The following is an 18,532-nucleotide window of genomic DNA, read 5'->3' on the forward strand; positions in this document are numbered from 1 at the left end:
TCTACGCACTTGAGGTGCAGGCGACGTACGGGCCGCAGGGGCCCGTACGGTAAGGATATAGGCGGTTAGCCGACCTGCGGCAGCCAGCCGAACACGATGCCGAACTGGATGACGATAATCGCCACGCCGAAGACCAGTGCGGTCATTACGCCGAAGTTCCCACCCGCGACGCGGTAGGTTTGCTGGTGCAGCTTTCGCGTTTGAAGCACCAGCAGAGCGGGAAGCAGCAGCGCCAGAACGGATAGCGCGATAGCCGCAAAGCCAAGAGCGATAATGAATCCCTTCTGGTAAAACAGCGCAAACATCAGCGGTGGTAAAAAGGTCACGAGGCCGGTTTGCAGCCGTCCTGAAGCGGTGTTGCTGCGCTTTAAAATATCGGCCAGATAGTCAAACAGCCCCAGCGCAACGCCGAGGAACGAGGTGGCCAGCGCAAGAGCGGAGAACAGGCGTACCGAGATCTCCACGCTCGGCGTGCTGACCACTTCTTTCACCGCCTGCAGCAGACCGTTAAGGCCGGACTCGGCGGCGATGATGCCGACGAAGGTGTTGGAATCAATCGAGCCCAGAGTGGCAAGCTGCCACAGCACGTAAGCAACCAGCGGAATACCGCTGCCGATGATGAAAATCTTGCGCAGCTTCGCGATATCGCCGTTCATGTACTTCACGACGCTAGGAATGCTGCCGTGAAAGCCGAAGGAGGTAAAGATGAGCGGAATAGCGGAAATGGCCAGCCCCTTTTCTAACGGCAGCGTCAGCAGGTTGACGCTTTTCACGTGCGGCAGCATCAGCGCCAGCATAATGACGAGAAAAACGATTTTGGCGCTGAACAGCATGCGGTTGATTAAATCCACCGTATGGGTGCTGATGCAAACGATGCCGCCGCCGATAACGGTAAAGGCCAGCGGGCCGAATACGTGGGGCAGGTTAAGGCCGAGGCCGTCGTTAAGGCTAATCAGCAGCAGTTCTCCTCCGCCGCTGATATAGGCGGCAACCAGCGCGTACATCAGGAACATGACGACAAAGCCGGTTACCAGATTGCCGCCTGCGCCCAGATAGCGCTTAGCCAGTGTGCCTAGACCGTCGTCGGCGCTGTTATGCTGGTAAACTTCTACCAGCAGCAGAGCGGTGTAGCACATCATAAGCCAAAGGATAACCAGCATGGCGAACGTAACGCCGAAGCCTACGCCAGCGGCGGCCAGCGGCATGGCGAGCATGCCGGCGCCGATAGTGGTACCGGCCACGATAAGGATACTGCCTAAGGTGCGATTTCTCACACGGACCTCGTTCTTATTCATTATGTTATGTGGGGGCGGTAAACGCGTAAGTCGGCGCTTGCCTGCGACTTAGCGGCTGCCTTTCATCCAAACGGAAACGGGACGAGAGGGCCGGAATGTTCGCTAGGGTATGTGAGATAGTTATGGCTGTCAAACTATTGATACATGTGTAATTTTTAATTTACACGCGAGCGAAAAATAGACAGGTCGTGCTGAATCGATACGTGAAGATAATACCTGCAGGCCATACTCTTTTAGCTGATTATCAATAACAAGCGGCGTAACATAGCAACGCGGATAAAAACGGATGGGAGTGGCACATGCTGGTAGTTGAGATGATGAGTACGGGAGATGAGGTTCTGCACGGCCAAATCGTGGATACCAACGCGGCCTGGCTGGCGGACCTCTTTTTTCAACAGGGGCTGCCGCTGTCGACGCGCACGACGGTAGGGGATGACCTCGATAGTCTGGTTTCCACTCTGCTGCAGCGCAGCCTTTACGCCGACGTGCTGATCGTTAACGGCGGCCTGGGCCCGACCAGCGACGATCTGAGCGCGCTGGCGGCAGCGACGGCGGCAGGCGTGACGCTGGTGGAACACCCGGAGTGGATAGCCCGCATGGAGAGCTACTTTGCCGATCGCGGGCGTCCGATGTCGGACGCTAACCGCAAGCAGGCCATGCTTCCGTCCAATGCCGAGATGGTGGACAACCCGGTGGGCACCGCCTGTGGGTTTTCGCTGGTGATTAACGACTGCCTGATGTTTTTTACCCCCGGCGTGCCGTCCGAATTTAAGGTGATGGTGAAGGACCAAATCCTGCCCCGACTGCGCGAGCGCTATACGCTGCCCCAGCCTCCGCTGTGTCTGCGCTTAACGACCTTCGGTCGGACGGAGAGTGGCCTTGCCCAGCAGTTTGACGCGCTGCCGCTGCCGGAAGGCTGTGTGATGGGCTATCGTTCCTCGGCGCCGATTATCGAGCTGAAGCTGACCGGCCCGGCCGAGCATAGAGAGGATATGGAGGCCGCCTGGCAGCTGGTAAAGCAGGGCGTTGCCGACAATCTGCTGTTCGAGGGAACGGAAGGGCTGCCCGCTACCGTCGCCCGCAGGCTGAAAGATCGCGGGCTTACGCTGGCTCTGAGCGAGCGCTTTAGCGCCGGGCTGCTCAATTGGGCGCTATCATCGGCCAACGCGCCGCTTTGCGGCGGCGAGGTGGTTCATAACGTCGAGCAAAGCGCACTGGAAGCGCTGCTGGCGAAGGCAAAAAGTTTTGCTGACGCCCGTGGCGCTCAGATTGGGCTGGCGGTTGGCGAATATGAAAACGGCGAACTGTCGGTCGCGCTTCATACGCCGGCGGGCGCTTTTGCGCAGCGCGTTCGCTATATGCCACGCAATCACAGCGTGAAGGTGCAGCAGGAGGTTAGCGTTACGCTGGCGCTGGACATGCTTTCCCGCTGGCTTTTGGGGCAGAGCGCGTTTGGCAACCACGAATGGCTGGAAAAGCAGGAAACGATTTCCCGCTGATGTCCTTCGGGCCGTACTGGCGACGGTGCGGCCTTGCTCTTGCTTTACAGGTTTTTAATCTCTTCCGGCATGCCGCTCTTCAATATGTTCCAAAAGTGTTCTGCGGTTTTGTTCAGGCGGGTGTCCATTCTGTACACGTAGGCCTGGATGGGGATCGTCAGCTCCGGCGTATCCAGACACACCAGCCGTTTTTCCCTCAGTTCGTTAACGATAGAGTAGATGGGCAGCCAGGCGACGCCGTGGCCGTCCAGCGCCATGTTTTTCAACAGCTCGCTCATCGACGACATAAACAGCGTTTTCGGATCGATGGCCTTCACCTCGCCCAGGCGGCGGTTGACCAGCCGCCCCATGTAGGAGGCGCTGGTGTAGTTGAGCAGCGGCACCTGAGGCTGATAGATGTCAAAACGGGGAAGCCCGTATTTATCGGTCGCGCACACCGGGTACAGCTCCGACTCAAAGATTTTCAGGTGGCAAAAGGGGGACTGCATCAGGTCTTCGTCATAAAAGGAGATGCTGAAGTCGTTCTTTCCTTCCCTCAGCGTGCTGACCACTTGCACCACGTCGATCGCCTCGACGTGGTAAACGAATTCGCCGCCAACGCCTGAGAGCGAGTGGATAAGCTTAGGCATCAGGGCGGTTGCCAGCGAGTGGGCCGCGGCGATTTTAATGTTGGGCAGGCTTAACAGGTTGCGGCCGGACAGTTCGTTGAGGTTGCATTCCAACTGCTGGAGCAGGCTGCGGGTTTGGGAATGAAACAGCTTTCCCTCTTCGGTAAGCTGCAGCGGCGTAGTGGTGCGATCAAACAGCTCTACGCCCACGGCGGACTCCAGCGCCTTGATGCGGCGGCTGAAGGCCGGTTGAGAAATATTTCGCTCTTCGGCAGCGTGGGAGAAATGACGGCTGGCTTCGAGCGTCAAAAAATCGTACAGCCACTTTGTCTCTATATTTTTCATTTTTCTGTTTCCGTTGTTCGCTATTTTTCCAACGCCTAAGTTTCTTGTTTATTTCTTCTTGGATTTATTTTTATTCATGAAAAGAAAATAAGCGATCGCTGCCGTAGAGTGATTAAGAGGCCGCACCTTAATCCCATTCGCTACCTGCCTTTAGTTTTACACCGCTATTTGATTTTTGCATAGCCCCTTCGTTTCCGACATCGTAACTGAATGCATTGCCAAAGCCGCAATGGCAGTGAGGTTGCCTAGCCTTGAGGTCATATTGCCACAGGTTTTTTCCTTCGTTGAGCCTCTTAAACGCAGAGTGTGATCGATGGTTATGCAGATTTTGCATCGACCCATACATACTTGCATTTCTTTTCCCGAATGGGCGTAGTTATATAGTCGACAGTGAATTGAGTAATTCAGCTATGCAGTAAATAGGCATTAATTCAGCGATAAAAGAAAAATTAATGTTAACAAGGTTAATTGATGTGGTGCTTTTCTTCATTATTAAGCATCAGGGGATCCTTTATATCCAAATTAAGGAAGCCAGCCCCGTTCTCATTAATTAATTGCGTTATCTGGAGGCGTTAACGTGAAAGGTTTAATAGGCGTTCTGGGCGGCATGGGGCCGGCGGCAACGGTGGATATGTTCAATAAGTTTGTGACGTTTACCTCGGCCGGAAGCGATCAGGAGCATATCCCATTAATTATCTCCTCTATCCCCGATATTCCTGACAGAACCACGGCGCTGATGCACGGCGGCGCGTCGCCGTTCCCGGTCATGGCCGACTACATGAAGCGGCTGGAGGTGGCAGGCGCCGAGTGCATCGTTATCCCCTGCAATACCGCTCATTACTGGTTTTCAGAACTGAAAGACGCCTGCGACGTGGAGCTATTAAGCATCGTAGAAACCACCATGGATGAAGTGGTGGCTTCCGGAAAGCGGCGCATCGGGCTTTTGGCGACCAACGCCACGCTCTATATGGGGCTTTACCAGAAAGGCATTGAGGAGCGAGGACTTGAGTGCATCCGTCCTGATGAAGAGAGCCAGAAGCAGGTGATGGAAAGCATTTACGCTCTGAAGGCGGGAGAGCTTCCCCGCGCCAAGCAGATGATGGTTGAGCAGGCGAATGCGCTTTTTGCCCGCGGGGCGGAAATTATCGTGCTGGGCTGTACGGAAGTGCCGGTGATCCTGGCGGACGCCGTGTCGGCCAATCCGGAAAAATACGTCGACTCTACCGGCGCTTTAGTCAGGGCGGGGATTCGGTGGTACGAGGAGCGGGTGGGGAAGCGCTGTTTGCTTACGAAGTAGAACAATAAAGAAAGACCGATACGCACTAACGTTTTTATTTTCATCATATTAATAACATTACAAGGTGGAGTTCGTTATGGTTTGGTTAGAGATAATCGTTGTTCTGGGTGCGATATTTTTCGGCATCCGCTTAGGTGGGATAGGCATCGGTCTGTGCGGCGGGCTAGGGCTGGCGATACTGACGCTGGGCTTCGGCCTTCCTATCGGTTCGCCGCCGGTTGACGTTATTCTGATTATTATGACGGTAGTGGTCGCCGCGTCCGCTCTACAGGCCGCAGGCGGTATGGACTACCTGGTTAAGGTCGCCGGCGCGTTTATGCGGCGCAACCCGAAGTACATCAACATCATTGCGCCTATCATCACCTGGACGATGACCATCATGGCGGGCACCGGCTTTATCGTGTTCTCTACGCTGCCGGTGATTGCCGAGGTGGCGAAGGAGTCCGGCATTCGTCCGTCAAGGACGCTGGCCGGCTCTGTCGTTGCTTCGCAAATCGCCATTTCCGGCTCGCCCATCAGCGCTGCCATGGCGGCTATGCTGACCATTATGGAAGGCAACGGCGTCACCTTTATTCAGGTAATGGCGGTGTGCCTGCCCGCATCGTTCGTTGCGGCGATGGTAGCGGCGTTTATCGCTTCACGTCAGGGCTGTGAGCTGGAGGATGATGAGGTCTACCTTGAGCGCCTGCAAAAAGGGCTGGTGCGCAAGTATGAAGAGAAGCAGGACTGCGGCTCGCCGAGCGCCAAGCTTTCCGTCGCGCTGTTCCTGCTGGCGACGGTGGCTATCGTGGTGCTGGCCGCGTTCCCGTCCCTTCGTCCGGGCTTTGACATCGGCAAACCGATGGGAACGCGGGATATCATCATTATCTGCATGATGTCCGCCGCCTGCCTGATGGTGGTCTTTTGTAAAACCTCGACCGACTCGGTTGTGTTAGCGCCCACTTTCCGTGCCGGCATGAGTTCGGTGGCGGTTATTCTGGGTATCGTCACGCTGGGTACGACCTTTGTTGATGCCCACATGGTGGAGATCAAGGCGATCGCCGGCGACGTGCTTGCTGCCTATCCGATGCTGCTGGCGCTGGTGCTGTTTGGCACCTGTGCGCTGCTGTACTCGCAGGGCGCCACCACGCCGTTGATTATTCCTCTGGCGGTTGCGCTCGGCGTGCCGACCTGGGCGATTCTGGCGTCCTACGTGGCGGTGACCGGGGTGTTTGTGCTGCCGACCTACCCGACGTCGCTGGCGGCCATGGAGTTTGACACCACCGGCACGACGCGGGTCGGTAAGTACGTGCTTAACCATCCGTTTATGCTGCCGGGCCTTGGCGGGATTGCGGCAGGCGTGGCGTTCGGGTTCCTGCTGGCGCCGATGGTGGTGTAAAGCAGAATTAGAGAGCGTTATACTGACGGGCCTCGCGATTTATCGCGGGGCCTTTTTTGTATATTTGGTCTCGTTGGTTTGAACAGGAACCTTGATGAAAAGAGCGTTTTGCGGTTTTCTGGCGCTGGCGGCGCTTTTATTGCTTGGCGGCTGTGGCGATAAAGACATTAGAAGCCCTGAAAGCAAAGTGTTGCAGTCATCACCGGAGCAGCGGGAAAAGGCGAGAAATCTTCCCCACAGGTTTGAAGATAAAGACCTGCGCTATGAGGTTCGCTATGCGGACAATTGGGGCGATGCGACGGTTGACGACGGTGACCTTATTTTATACCGACTGGATGACGAGGGTGAAAAATACGGCCCCGTCGTTTTGGTGTCGATAAGCGATTATGACTCTTTGCTTTTTACGTCTGCTGCTTCCTTCGGTAAAGAGGTTAAAAAGTCACTGCAGGCAGAGCATGGATTCAAAGCGGTTAAACTGCTGACTTCAGAAAGCGTCAGCTGGTATTCAAGCAAAGCTATTCACTTGGAATATACGGCCATTCAGGACGACGACCCTCTGAAGTATTTTGAACAGATGTATATTAATGACGATAAAAACAAGAAGTCAGTGATATTAGTCTTCACGTGTCAGGTGGATGAATGCGATGCGGCCAGGGATGAGGCGATGCTGATCTTTCATTCGTTTCGGTTTATTAGGTGAGCAGTACAAATACCGAATAACGACGGATCGAGATAATATCCACTAACGGAGGAACGGCATGAATTATAAAGTCATAAAGCCTCATCGGAGCGAATTCCCAAACCCTATCACCTTTTCCAAGGGCGACAGGCTAGCCGTAGGGGAAAAATATGAGGGAGATGAAGGCTGGGAAGATTGGTATTACTGTGAAACAGCATTGCAAATCGCAGGCTGGGTGCCTAAGCAGGTTATTCGCTGGGTGAGCGACAGTGAAGGCGAAGCGCTGGAAGACTACACGGCGAAGGAAATGGACGTCGATGAAGGGGACGTTTTGACGGGGGTAAAAGAGCTTAACGGCTGGGTATGGTGTCGGAATGATTCTTCCAAGGAGGAGGGGTGGGTGCCGGTGGAGAATCTTGTTCCGGTTTGAGCTTCGCTATGTCTAATAGGGTAAAACCAATGACTGTCGAATTATATCAGGGAACGTACTCTCCGCTTACCGCTGAAATTGGTTTTCTGAAATGCGATCTTAACGTTGCTGCTAATGCCTATATTCAATGGATGAAGAAAGTTCACCAGCCACGGGGCGTTGATATTTCAGGCGTTTTCATGTCTAAAGATTCGCTCGATATGCTGTTGCCGGAGCTGCTGCCGTTAACAAGCATTGAGAGGCGAAGAATACTGTTTGTATCTACTGTCGGTGGTTGGACCGCCTATTTTGACAACGGATGGAGAGGTGCAGATGCGTTCAGTTCAGTGAGCTATCTTGCCAAACTTATTGGATGTACCGGCGTGCGCATGCATTATTCTCCTGATTTACCCGGTAAATTTGGGGCCGTTATTATGGAAATTTATTCCGGAAATAGTATCGATATTCCCAATACGCTGCGTTCTATCGCCGCTGTCAATGAAGGTACAAAATGGACCTTTGATGCGGGCGGGGAAGTACAGCAGTTTGAAGATATACGGCAATATAAAAACAGGACAGTAAAAAGCCGATTTACAGCCGCTATGTTGGAAAGTTACCTAAGTTCGCTGGATATTCAGGCGTTTGATGAAAAATTTTACGATGCAAAGAACGCCGTATTGGTTCACAAGATTGGCCCTATGGTAAAAGGCGCAAAGGAGTATAGCCTTGCTGAAGTACGGCAGGCGTGGAGATAACTGGCTCTTTTCTAAAATATATAAATCCATTCAAGGGAAGGAAATATGTATAAGTTTTTAATAATCTTTTTTATTTTATCAGGAGCAGTGAGCGCTCAGGATAAGCTGGAGGATTTTAACCACTCGCCAACATGGGCTGATTCAGCGGGTAGAATCAATCCAGATACGGGGCTGCTGAAGTATTTCCAGAATGAAAAATTTGTTTGCCAAAATGAGTCTGAATTCACGCCGAAAGAGAGTCCGGCGGCTGCAAAAGCGTTCAGCGATTTTATTCAGTATGCCTCGAAAGGCGATCAAATAGAGGGATTTTGGGGCGATGCTAAACATAGACAGCAACGCGAAGATTTGCTCGTTGCGGCGGTAAAGGCGGGGAGCTGGAAGGCGACCTATGTGAATAGCGTTTGGGCAATAAAATATCCAAGCGCAGAGACGCCGGCGGACGTTGCCGCCACCTGGCTTCGAGAGCTTGTTGCGAAGGGCATACCTATTGCCGCATACAAATATGCGACGTATTTGTACGGTCGAGACGATATGGCTATGTATTACTTGCTCGCGGAGGCCGTTAAACGCGGCAGCCCGGAAGCCATGTCGTTAGTGGGAGGGACAATTGTTATTCGCGCTCAGGAACTGCATCCTTTGGGGAAACGTCTGATTGAATGCGCTATAGAACAAGGCGACGCGAATGCCTACAATCACCTCGGCGTTCTTGCCGATATGGAAGGTCGGTGGCTGGATGCTTACCGTTTATGGGAAAAGGGTGTGAATGCAGGGTGCGAAGAGTGCATTGTCAAAATGAGCAATCTGGCTCAGGTCCGTCAGGGCTATGGCGTAAATGTGCCAATGATGGAGCTAATGCCTGAGCTTACGGCGATTAAAGCATTTTATGAAAATAATTTTTTCTATGAATTAACCGAGTTATCGGATTTTCGGCGCAGTTTACCTAATGCTATGGCATTTCATATGAAAGATGCTGAACTATTAGATTTACTCAGGTTAGAGAAACGTTTTCGCCAGCAGCCTTGAGATTAAATGCGCCGTTGTTGAAACGGCGTGGGAAATAAACATTAAAGGTTAATTTGGCCTATCACAATAGCGAGAAGGCCAAATCTCCTGTGGCGGGACGTTCAGCGCCTGCGTAATAAGCCTCTCTCCCTGTGGATAAAAGAGAGTTTGGAAGAACCCGCCGTTTGATAGGGTGGATTATGATTTGAAAATGATAGGGGTTCTCTTGTCTAGATATGATTTATTCAACAAAGTCAAGCCAGCTAATCTTTCTTATATAAAGCGTCATAACATCTTTCTGTAGAAAACAGGTCATATCGGTAAAAGCAATAGTCTGAAAATTGCTTAAGCTCTTTTTCATTTAAATCATTAAACGCAGGCGTATCACAACCAGCATTACAATTTGTTGGGTCTATAAAGAAAACCTGTGTACTTGCATGTTTTTTAATAAAAAAATCATATTTTTTATCCTCTTTGAATTCACCATGAATTATCTCAATACCAATAAAAATCCAAGTCAGGATCGCTATTAATACAATCATGATAAAACTCAAAAAACACTTGTTTTTAATAATATTATCCATAATATACCTCTAAGGCCTTTGATGTTCTTTAGCACATCTGCCCAAATTATTTCCTTATTTTCACCAAACTAGGTAATGTAAAAATACCTAAGTAGAGTGGAGATAAATTTTCTAGATGTTACTTCATTATCTGTATCATATCAGTTTCTCAGGATTACATGTAACTTTCTGAAAATGATAAAGGTCTAGGTTATGATCAGTACACCAGATGAATTTATAAAATTAATAAACAGTAATTGTCCTAATGAATATAATCTAGCCGGAAGGAAAGAGGCGCCTGTTCCCGTGTGGCTTGAACTCATTAAGGGATATCCCGACATGAGAGTGTGGGTTGCGCGAAACAGGACAATCCCTAGAGAAATAATGGATTATCTTTCTAAAGATGACAATCCTGTCGTTCGGGAAGCAATATCTGCTAAATATCCACTTGATGTAGATATGTATCTTCTATTTTCTAGAGACTCCGATGAGGGGATTCGAGCCAGGCTAATCTTTAACAAAGGACTGCCAGTCTTCATTTTGAAGCACATGGCTGAAAACGATCCTAGTGATTTTGTTAGGGAGAAAGCGTTAGAAAAGTATAAGCAGATAAAAATAGGGGAGTGACTATGCTAGATATCTCATATTTATCAGATAGTAATGGTAGTAAATCTTCATTTACTATTCATGATAGCGATATGAAGCTGTTTGTCACTGCTTTTGAGGCGCTTAGGCAAAAAACAGGGGTCCATATAAACCCCTATGGAAAAGCGCGAATTTACCCTGAACACCAGAAAGTTTTGATTTATTATCTTTTACAAAGTCAGGATGTTAAGGTCATTGAGTTTATCATTTTCCTTGAAATGGCCATCAAGGATGATGAAGTTTTGATCGCTGACGGTGATTAGGTATAGAACGTAGAATGAAGCAGGAGAAAATTAACATGTCAGATAAAGAGCTACTCGATTATTTCGGTAAAAAATTTATTAAACATGCCAGAGATCAAGCCATTTTTATATTTGAATCCACGTTATCGGGAAAAATGAAATCAGAAAGATTGATTACATTAAGTAATGAACTGAAATGCTTCGATGAAAACCAAATTGATATTTTAAGAAAAGCCATTTTCATGTCTATTGATGAAGTTATTTATAACACTCTGGATATGCTGGAACAAAATGAAGAAAGCATGAAGCTATTCATCTCGAAAGAGGGCAACGACAACGGTGAAAGAAACGCCGTTAAAATTAGCGATGGCTTATCCGGCGAGCTTTTCAGTGAAGATGGTTGGATAGCGAAATTTAGTAAATACAGGGAGTATGAATAAAGCATAGAGGCGGATCCCACTTCCGAAGATGCGAGTAGTTAGCTATGAATAAATTCGATAAAGAAATACAGCGCCTTATAAAGAAAGAAGGGTTAGACGATCCATCGATTTTTTTCGCTGACTACGAAACTTTTGAAGAAATTCCCCTGTTTTCAAGGTGGAAACATATCTCTTTTTTAGAATCCCTTTCTTTTCATGAGAAAAACAAGGTATTGATAAAAGCATGCATTGACTTAATCACTCACTGCTATTCTTTATCCGATCGCTACCTTAATAGCGAAAACGCCAAGGACTATCTTATTTGCCTGAGCCTGACCGACTGGGATGATTGCGAAGAGATAAACTGCTTAACGCCAAACATATTTGTTTCTAGAAGAAAAAAATGGCTTCTTTCTCATTTAAATCATAGGGAGACGCAGTCTGCCGAAGAAAACCTAACGAGAGAGTATTTGTTTTCTCTTGGAGTATCGGATTGTGATGTGCTTATCTCTGGCGGTTTTGAAGAAAATAAGCGGGTGTATGTTATGAACAAAGCGATATATTGATTTAGTGCCAATAAGTCCCTATTAACCGTTTTTGCTTCCGGTATTGGGTGATTTCGGTGGTAAAAGAGAACGTCTTTTCTTTTTATAACGCATCATTTTAAAAAATTCTCCGCCAGTTTCCAAAAACTTGATTTCCCCAAAAGAAAACCACCGCGTCCTGCATTACCTTATCCCCTCAACCAACAATCCAACGCGACACCTAAAATGATAAAAAAGACGCTCACCTCCGCTGCGCTGCTGCTGTTAACCGCCTGCCAAGCCCATAAAGCGCCCGTGGCACCCTCTACCGACGAGGCTGACGGCGCGCTCAAGTCGGCATTTTTACTCGACGCGCAGAAAAACGATACCCTGGAAGCGAGGGATGAAATCCAGCAGGACGTCAGCCACCTGCGCGTAACGAAAGTGAGTGCGTGCTCTCCACAGGGGGAGGAGAAGCTCGTTTGTAGCGTCTATTCTGAATTCCGACCGGCGGGCTCCGGCGAGGTGCAGTACAATCTCGATCAGGTCGCCTTTTCCCATACCGGCGGCGAATGGGTGGCGACGTTTAGTAAGCCGTAGGTGCGTACCGCCTCGCACCCCGATGAATCGTTTATACTCAGGCGCGTTCTTTTCTGAATAGGTTACGCAGTATCAAGAATGCCCAACGGCTGCCACACCTGATTCCGGATACAGTTCTCCCATTGAGTCAATCCAGTGATGAACTGCCATGGAAAAGGTGACTACCTCCACTCCGCATGATGCGGTATTTAAAAAGTTTTTATCTCACCCCGATACGGCGCGAGATTTTTTAGACATCCATCTTCCTCCTGCGCTACGGCAGCTTTGCGATTTAAATACGTTGAAACCGGAACCCGCCAGTTTTGTTAAACAGGATTTGCGGGCATATCATTCCGATATGATCTGGTCGGTGAATACCGCAACGGGTCAAGGCTATATTTACGTGGTGGTTGAGCATCAAAGCTCACCCGACAATCTTATGGCCTTCCGGCTGATACGTTACGCAATGGACGTGATGCAAAGGCATTTGGATAAAGGCCATAAAACGCTGCCGTTAGTAGTACCGATGCTGTTTTATCATGGGCTGGAGAGCCCTTACCCACATACGCTATGCTGGTTGGATATTTTTTCCGATCCGGCGCTGGCGCGGCAGCTCTATTGCCAGCCGTTTCCGCTGGTAGATATCACCACTACGCCCGATGAAGAGATTATGCAGCACCGGCGCATAGCGCTGCTTGAACTGATACAAAAGCATATTCGTCAGCGGGATTTGATGAGTCTGGTGGAGCAGCTAGTCTCGCTATTGGCGATGGGATACACTACCAGCATCCAACGAGAAACGCTGTTTAATTACATGCTACGCTGCGGCGATGCGCCTGATTTCAACGAATTTATCCAGCAGATTGCCAAGCGTTCGCCGCAACATAAGGAGGAGTTGATGACTATTGCAGAGAGGCTACACGCCGCAGGTTGGCAGAAAGGCCGACAAGAGGGGCGACAAGAAGGTCGACAAGAGGGCTGGCAACAAGGTCGTCAAGAAGAGGCGCTGCGTATTGCCCGCACGATGTTGGAGAACGGGCTGGAACGTGATGATGTACTGAGGATCACAGGGATTTCAGCACAGGTATTGTCGACTATCAATTTTTGAAAAATCGGATGAGACGCATTGCCTCCGCTTTCTGAAAACTCGATTTCCCTAAAATGTTAACAGCCTGTCAAACCCATAAGGCGCCCGCATTGCCCACCGCAGAGGAAGCCGACGGCGCGCTCAAATCGGCGTTCTTGCTCGACGCGCAGAAAAACGACAGGCGTGGGATACGCTACCAGCACCCAACGGGAAACGCTGTTTAATTACATGCTACGCTGCGGCGATGCGCCTGATTTCAACGAATTTATCCAGCAGATTGCCAAGCGTTCGCCGCAACATAAGGAGGAGTTGATGACTATTGCAGAGAGGCTACACGCCGCAGGTTGGCAGAAAGGCCGACAAGAGGGCTGGCAACAAGGTCGTCAAGAAGGTAAACAGGAAGGCTGGCAACAGGGTCGTCAAGAAGAGGCGCTGCGTATTGCCCGCACGATGTTAGAGAACGGGCTGGAACGTGATGATGTACTGAGGATCACAGGGATCTCACCGCAGGAATTGGCCACTATTGATTTTTGAAAGAGAGCGGGACGCATTGCCCCGCTTTTATCTAAATTAACAGTTTAAAGCTCAAAATCACTCAAATCGTCCGCATTCACCTCAGAGTCAATCTGCCCCACCAGATAGGAACTGACCTCTACCTCCTGCGGCGCGACCTGAACGTTGTCAGACACCAGCCAGGCGTTGATCCAAGGGATTGGATTAGAGCGGGTTTCAAACGGCAGCGCCAAGCCAACCGCCTGCATGCGGATGTTGGTGATGTATTCCACGTACTGGCACAGAATGTCCTTGTTCAGGCCGATCATGGAGCCGTCTCGGAACAGGTAGTCCGCCCATTCTTTTTCCTGCTGAGCCGCCAGAACGAACAGATCGTAGCACTGCTGCTGGCACTCTTCGGCGATGTCGGCCATTTCCGGATCGTCGTTGCCCGAGCGCATCAGGTTGAGCATGTGCTGGGTGCCGGTCAGGTGCAGCGCTTCGTCGCGAGCGATAAGGCGGATGATCTTGGCGTTGCCTTCCATCAGCTCGCGCTCGGCGAAGGCGAAGGAGCAGGCGAAGCTGACGTAGAAGCGGATGGCTTCCAGTGCGTTGACGCTCATCAGGCACAGATACAGCTTCTTCTTCAGCTCGCGCAGGCTGATAACGACCTTTTGGCCGTTGACGTTATGGGTGCCTTCTCCCAGCAGATGGTAGTAGTTGCTGGTGGCAATCAGATCGTCGTAGTAGTGCGAGATGTCCTTCGCGCGCTTTAAGATCTCTTCGTTGGAGACGATGTCGTCAAATACGATAGAGGGATCGTTAACAATGTTGCGAATAATGTGGGTGTAAGAGCGCGAATGGATGGTTTCCGAGAAGGACCAGGTTTCCACCCAGGTTTCCAGCTCGGGGATAGAAATCAGCGGCAGCAGGGCCACGTTGGGGCTGCGGCCCTGAATGGAGTCCAGCAGCGTCTGATACTTCAGGTTGCTGATGAAGATGTGCTTTTCGTGGTCCGGCAGCGCCTGATAGTCGATGCGATCGCGCGAAACGTCAACCTCTTCCGGGCGCCAGAAGAAGGAGAGCTGCTTTTCAATCAGCTTTTCAAACAGCTCGTGCTTTTGCTGGTCGTAGCGAGCCACGTTGACCGGCTGGCCGAAGAACATCGGTTCTTTAAGCTGATCGTTTTTTTTCTGTGAAAACGTCGTGTAGGTATGCGGCATTGGTATATCCCCGTAATTGTCCCTTTATCGTTCAGCAAGCCGCGGCTTTTGGGCCGGGCGCGGAAGTCTAACGGGCATAGGGGAGCAAAGGCTCCCCCAAAAGCGTCATTAAATTTTGCAGGCGCCGCTTTCGCAGCCGTCGTCTTCCGCCTTGGCCGGCATCAGGTCTTCCTGTGCGTCCTCAGCACCGTCGCGGGTGTTCTGGTAGTAGAGCGTTTTCACGCCGTACTTATAGGCGGTGAGCAGGTCTTTAAGCAGCTGCTTCATCGGTACCTTGCCGCCAGGGAAGCGGGTCGGGTCGTAGTTGGTGTTGGCGGAAATCGACTGATCGATAAACTTCTGCATCAGGCCGACCAGGTGCAGGTAGCCGTCGTTGCCCGGCATGTCCCACAGTAGCTCATAGTTGCCGTGCAGCTTTTCGTAGTCGGGAACGACTTGACGAAGGATGCCGTCCTTTGACGCCTTAATGCTGATATAGCCGCGCGGCGGCTCAATGCCGTTGGTGGCGTTGGAGATCTGGGACGACGTCTCTGACGGCATCAGCGCAGACAGCGTAGAGTTGCGCAGGCCGTGGGTCTTGATCTCCTGACGAAGCGTTTCCCAGTCGTAGCGAAGCGGCTCGTTGCACAGACTGTCCAGATCCTTTTTGTAGTTGTCGATAGGCAGAATGCCCTGCGCATAGCGGGTTTCGTTAAACCACGGACAGGCTCCCTGTTCTTTCGCCAACTCGTTGGACGCCTTCAGCAGGTAATATTGAATGGCTTCAAACGTCCTGTGGGTCAGGCCGTTGGCGCTGCCGTCGGAATAGCGTACGCCGTGCTTGGCCAGATAGTAGGCGTAGTTGATGACGCCAATGCCCAGCGTACGGCGGCCCATGGAGCCTTTTCTGGCGGCCAGAATCGGGTAGTCCTGATAGTCCAGCAGGGCGTCAAGAGCGCGTACCGCAAGGCTTGCCAGCTCTTCCAGGGAGTCCAGGCTGTCGATAGCGCCCAGATTAAATGCGGAGAGCGTACACAGCGCGATTTCGCCGTTTTCGTCATTGATGTCTTCCAGCGGCTTGGTCGGCAGCGCGATTTCAAGGCACAGGTTGGACTGACGAACGGGCGCAACCGTCGGGTCGAACGGGCTGTGGGTGTTGCAGTGGTCGACGTTCTGAATATAGATACGGCCGGTAGAGGCGCGTTCCTGCATCATCAGCGAGAACAGCTCGACGGCTTTCACCTGACGCTGGCGAATCGACGCGTCCGCTTCGTACTTCACGTACAGGCGCTCAAACTCGTCCTGATCGGTAAAGAAGGCGTCGTACAGCCCCGGCACGTCGGACGGGCTGAACAGGGTGATGTTTTCGTTCTTCAGCAGGCGCTGGTACATCAGCTTGTTGAGCTGAACGCCGTAGTCCATGTGGCGCACGCGGTTTTCTTCTACGCCGCGGTTGTTTCTCAGCACTAACAGGCTTTCGACCTCAAGATGCCACAGCGGGTAGAACACCGTTGCCGCACCGCCGCGCACGCCGCCCTGAGAGCAGGACTTCACCGCGCTTTGGAAGTGCTTGTAGAACGGAATACAGCCGGTATGGAACGCTTCGCCGTTGCGAATAGGGCTGCCGAGCGCGCGGATGCGGCCGGCGTTGATGCCGATGCCGGCGCGCTGGGAAACGTACTTCACGATGGCGCTGGAGGTGGCGTTGATGGAGTCCAGACTGTCGCCGCACTCGATCAGCACACAGGAGCTGAACTGGCGGGTCGGCGTGCGCACGCCGGACATAATTGGCGTCGGCAGCGAAATTTTGAAGGTGGAAATTGCGTCATAAAAGCGCTTCACGTAGCCCAGACGCGTCTCGCGCGGGTAGCGTGAGAACAGGCAGGCGGCGACCAGAATGTATAGGAACTGGGCGCTTTCATACACTTCGCCGGTGACGCGGTTTTGCACCAGGTATTTGCCTTCCAGCTGCTTCACCGCTGCGTAAGAGAAGTTCATATCGCGCCAGTGGTCGATAAATTCGCCCATCTGCTCGAACTCTTCCAGGGTATAGTCCGTCAGCAGGTGTTCGTCATAGCGGCCCATCTCAACCATCTTTTTCACGTGGTCGTACAGCGCGGGCGGCTCAAATTGCCCGTAGGCTTTTTTGCGCAGGTGGAAAATGGCCAGGCGGGCGGCCATGTATTGATAGTCCGGCGTGTCGCGGGAGATAAGATCGGCTGCGGCCCGAATGATGGTTTCGTGAATATCGGACGTGCGGATGCCGTCGTAGAACTGGATGTGGGAGCGCAGCTCAACCTGGGAGACGGAGACGTTGTTCAGTCCTTCCGCCGCCCAGTCGAGAACCCGGTGGATCTTGTCGAGGTTGATGCGTTCCTTGCGACCGTCTCGTTTAGTAACCAATAAGCTTTGATTCATAGCGTAATACTACCTTTCCGTGAAAAAAGTGTGTCTTTCAAAACGTTCAAGACACCAACCATCGCTCAGCGGGAGATTCCGACGCTGGCGACAAAACACAATATATAGGGGGGCTAATAGCAATAAGCTACAAGATAGTGTTATTAGGGGGCGTTTGCAAGTGAACAAAAAAGGGAAAAGCTGTGGATAACCTTTGGGATAAATGGGCTAAGTCACCGTATCACTGTAAGTTCTTCGCGCGCTATAAAAGTGATAAAAAAATGCTGAATTTTAGTAAAAAAATGAATTGTCTTTTTGTTCTACAGAGAGTACTAACGCGTTGACCGCCGGTTTTTTCCGGCGGCCTGAAGCCTTACTCTTCCCGTTCGCAATGTAACATATAGTTAACGTCAACGTTAGGCCCCAGCCAGAAGCTTTGGCGCAGTGGATTATAGTGTAGCCCGATGATGTGCTTCTCACGCAACGGCGTGTGGCTAACCCAGTCGATAAGCTCTGAGGGTTTGATAAACTTGTCGGCATCGTGGGTACCCTTGGGCACCATTCGCATCACGTATTCGGCGCCTACTACCAGCATCAGCCAGGCCTTGGCGTTACGGTTGATGGTGGAGAAGAAGACCTGTCCGCCGGGTTTGACCAGCAGAGCGCAGGCGTTAACCACCGACGCCGGATTGGGGACGTGCTCCAGCATTTCCATACAGGTAACGACGTCATACTGACCGGAGCGCTCCTGGGCGAGGCTTTCTACCGTCTGCTGGATATATTCCACCTCTACGCCGCTCTCAAGAGCGTGCAGGCGAGCGACGGACAGCGGCTCAGAGCCCATATCGAGGCCGGTGACCTTTGCGCCTTCCTTCGCCATGCTTTCGGCCAGAATGCCGCCGCCGCAGCCGACGTCGAGCACGCGTTTGCCGAACAGACCGTCAGCGCGACTTTGAATGTAGTCCAGACGCAGCGGGTTGATCTGATGCAGCGGCTTAAATTCACCGTCAAGATCCCACCAGCGTGAAGCCATGGCTTCAAACTTGGCTATCTCGTTACGGTCGACGTTTTCTGTGGCGCTCATGACTCGATACCTGAATAAACTATGGGGCCGA

At 51.4% G+C, this 18,532-nt stretch carries 20 protein-coding genes and 1 pseudogene; 14 read left to right on the forward strand and 7 right to left on the reverse strand.

The genetic code is table 11. The annotated features are described in order from the left end of the window. Nucleotides 1-65: 65 nt before the first annotated feature. Entirely contained in the window at nt 66-1,274 is a 1,209-nt protein-coding gene (tyrP, locus tag V8L73_RS07010; protein ID WP_347254484.1) for a tyrosine transporter TyrP, read from the reverse strand. 320 nt (nt 1,275-1,594) lie between these two features. Here tyrP and V8L73_RS07015 point away from each other — a divergent pair, with 320 nt between their 5' ends. Then, nucleotides 1,595-2,794 (forward strand): nicotinamide mononucleotide deamidase-related protein YfaY, encoded by a 1,200-nt coding sequence (locus tag V8L73_RS07015; RefSeq protein WP_347254485.1) that lies wholly within the window; start codon nt 1,595-1,597, stop codon nt 2,792-2,794. 44 nt (nt 2,795-2,838) lie between these two features. Here V8L73_RS07015 and hypT read toward each other — a convergent pair whose 3' ends face one another. Continuing rightward, a complete protein-coding gene (gene hypT / locus V8L73_RS07020; RefSeq protein WP_027274398.1) occupies nt 2,839-3,747 on the reverse strand; it encodes a hypochlorite stress DNA-binding transcriptional regulator HypT in 909 nt (302 codons plus the stop codon). A gap of 577 nt (nt 3,748-4,324) precedes the next feature. On the opposite strand from hypT, the gene V8L73_RS07025 reads away from it, so the two are divergent. The 6 genes from V8L73_RS07025 (at nt 4,325) to V8L73_RS07050 (ending at nt 9,288) form a co-directional block, all read left to right on the forward strand. Continuing rightward, nucleotides 4,325-5,044: an aspartate/glutamate racemase family protein gene (locus V8L73_RS07025; RefSeq protein ID WP_347254486.1), complete on the forward strand. Its 720-nt coding sequence runs from the start codon at nt 4,325-4,327 to the stop codon at nt 5,042-5,044. A gap of 76 nt (nt 5,045-5,120) precedes the next feature. Beyond that, a complete protein-coding gene (locus V8L73_RS07030; protein ID WP_027274401.1) occupies nt 5,121-6,422 on the forward strand; it encodes an anaerobic C4-dicarboxylate transporter in 1,302 nt (433 codons plus the stop codon). Nucleotides 6,423-6,516: 94 nt separating this feature from the next. Further along, nucleotides 6,517-7,122, forward strand: a complete 606-nt coding sequence (locus V8L73_RS07035; RefSeq protein ID WP_347254487.1) for a hypothetical protein — start codon at nt 6,517-6,519, stop codon at nt 7,120-7,122. Between the two features lie 58 nt (nt 7,123-7,180). Continuing rightward, a complete protein-coding gene (locus V8L73_RS07040; protein ID WP_347254488.1) occupies nt 7,181-7,531 on the forward strand; it encodes an SH3 domain-containing protein in 351 nt (116 codons plus the stop codon). Between the two features lie 29 nt (nt 7,532-7,560). After that, the gene (locus V8L73_RS07045; protein WP_347254489.1) at nt 7,561-8,265 is read left to right on the forward strand and encodes a hypothetical protein; all 705 of its coding nucleotides are present in this window, start codon (nt 7,561-7,563) and stop codon (nt 8,263-8,265) included. Nucleotides 8,266-8,310: 45 nt separating this feature from the next. Continuing rightward, the gene (locus tag V8L73_RS07050) at nt 8,311-9,288 is read left to right on the forward strand and encodes a hypothetical protein (RefSeq protein ID WP_347254490.1); all 978 of its coding nucleotides are present in this window, start codon (nt 8,311-8,313) and stop codon (nt 9,286-9,288) included. Between the two features lie 48 nt (nt 9,289-9,336). Here V8L73_RS07050 and V8L73_RS19835 read toward each other — a convergent pair. Further along, nucleotides 9,337-9,465: pseudogene (locus V8L73_RS19835) on the reverse strand (helix-turn-helix domain-containing protein); the annotation flags it as partial. 65 nt (nt 9,466-9,530) lie between these two features. Continuing rightward, nucleotides 9,531-9,851: a hypothetical protein gene (locus V8L73_RS07055; protein WP_347254491.1), complete on the reverse strand. Its 321-nt coding sequence runs from the start codon at nt 9,849-9,851 to the stop codon at nt 9,531-9,533. A gap of 192 nt (nt 9,852-10,043) precedes the next feature. On the opposite strand from V8L73_RS07055, the gene V8L73_RS07060 reads away from it, so the two are divergent. The 7 genes from V8L73_RS07060 (at nt 10,044) to V8L73_RS07090 (ending at nt 13,860) form a co-directional block, all read left to right on the forward strand. Next, nucleotides 10,044-10,457: a hypothetical protein gene (locus tag V8L73_RS07060; RefSeq protein WP_347254492.1), complete on the forward strand. Its 414-nt coding sequence runs from the start codon at nt 10,044-10,046 to the stop codon at nt 10,455-10,457. A gap of 2 nt (nt 10,458-10,459) precedes the next feature. After that, a complete protein-coding gene (locus V8L73_RS07065) occupies nt 10,460-10,738 on the forward strand; it encodes a hypothetical protein (protein ID WP_347254493.1) in 279 nt (92 codons plus the stop codon). A 35-nt stretch (nt 10,739-10,773) separates the two neighbouring features. Further along, nucleotides 10,774-11,157: a hypothetical protein gene (locus V8L73_RS07070; protein WP_347254494.1), complete on the forward strand. Its 384-nt coding sequence runs from the start codon at nt 10,774-10,776 to the stop codon at nt 11,155-11,157. 44 nt (nt 11,158-11,201) lie between these two features. Further along, the gene (locus tag V8L73_RS07075) at nt 11,202-11,702 is read left to right on the forward strand and encodes an Imm15 family immunity protein (RefSeq protein ID WP_347254495.1); all 501 of its coding nucleotides are present in this window, start codon (nt 11,202-11,204) and stop codon (nt 11,700-11,702) included. A gap of 204 nt (nt 11,703-11,906) precedes the next feature. Then, nucleotides 11,907-12,260 carry a hypothetical protein gene (locus tag V8L73_RS07080; RefSeq protein ID WP_347254496.1) on the forward strand — a complete coding sequence of 118 codons (354 nt, stop codon included), beginning with the start codon at nt 11,907-11,909 and terminating at the stop codon, nt 12,258-12,260. Between the two features lie 148 nt (nt 12,261-12,408). Then, the gene (locus tag V8L73_RS07085) at nt 12,409-13,347 is read left to right on the forward strand and encodes an Rpn family recombination-promoting nuclease/putative transposase (protein WP_347254497.1); all 939 of its coding nucleotides are present in this window, start codon (nt 12,409-12,411) and stop codon (nt 13,345-13,347) included. Nucleotides 13,348-13,509: 162 nt separating this feature from the next. Further along, nucleotides 13,510-13,860, forward strand: coding sequence for a hypothetical protein (locus V8L73_RS07090; RefSeq protein ID WP_347254498.1), 351 nt, complete (start codon nt 13,510-13,512; stop codon nt 13,858-13,860). 44 nt (nt 13,861-13,904) lie between these two features. Here V8L73_RS07090 and nrdB read toward each other — a convergent pair whose 3' ends face one another. From nrdB to ubiG, 3 genes are all read right to left on the reverse strand, one after another. Then, on the reverse strand, nt 13,905-15,041 hold the full coding sequence (nrdB, locus tag V8L73_RS07095) for a class Ia ribonucleoside-diphosphate reductase subunit beta (protein ID WP_027274410.1): 1,137 nt from the start codon (nt 15,039-15,041) through the stop codon (nt 13,905-13,907). Nucleotides 15,042-15,149: 108 nt separating this feature from the next. Beyond that, nucleotides 15,150-17,438, reverse strand: coding sequence for a class 1a ribonucleoside-diphosphate reductase subunit alpha (gene nrdA / locus V8L73_RS07100; RefSeq protein WP_347254499.1), 2,289 nt, complete (start codon nt 17,436-17,438; stop codon nt 15,150-15,152). Between the two features lie 352 nt (nt 17,439-17,790). Then, nucleotides 17,791-18,501, reverse strand: a complete 711-nt coding sequence (ubiG, locus tag V8L73_RS07105; RefSeq protein ID WP_027274412.1) for a bifunctional 2-polyprenyl-6-hydroxyphenol methylase/3-demethylubiquinol 3-O-methyltransferase UbiG — start codon at nt 18,499-18,501, stop codon at nt 17,791-17,793. Nucleotides 18,502-18,532: the final 31 nt, after the last annotated feature.

The sequence above is a fragment of the Leminorella grimontii genome (genome assembly GCF_039789245.1).
GTDB classification, from domain to species: domain Bacteria; phylum Pseudomonadota; class Gammaproteobacteria; order Enterobacterales; family Enterobacteriaceae; genus Leminorella; species Leminorella grimontii.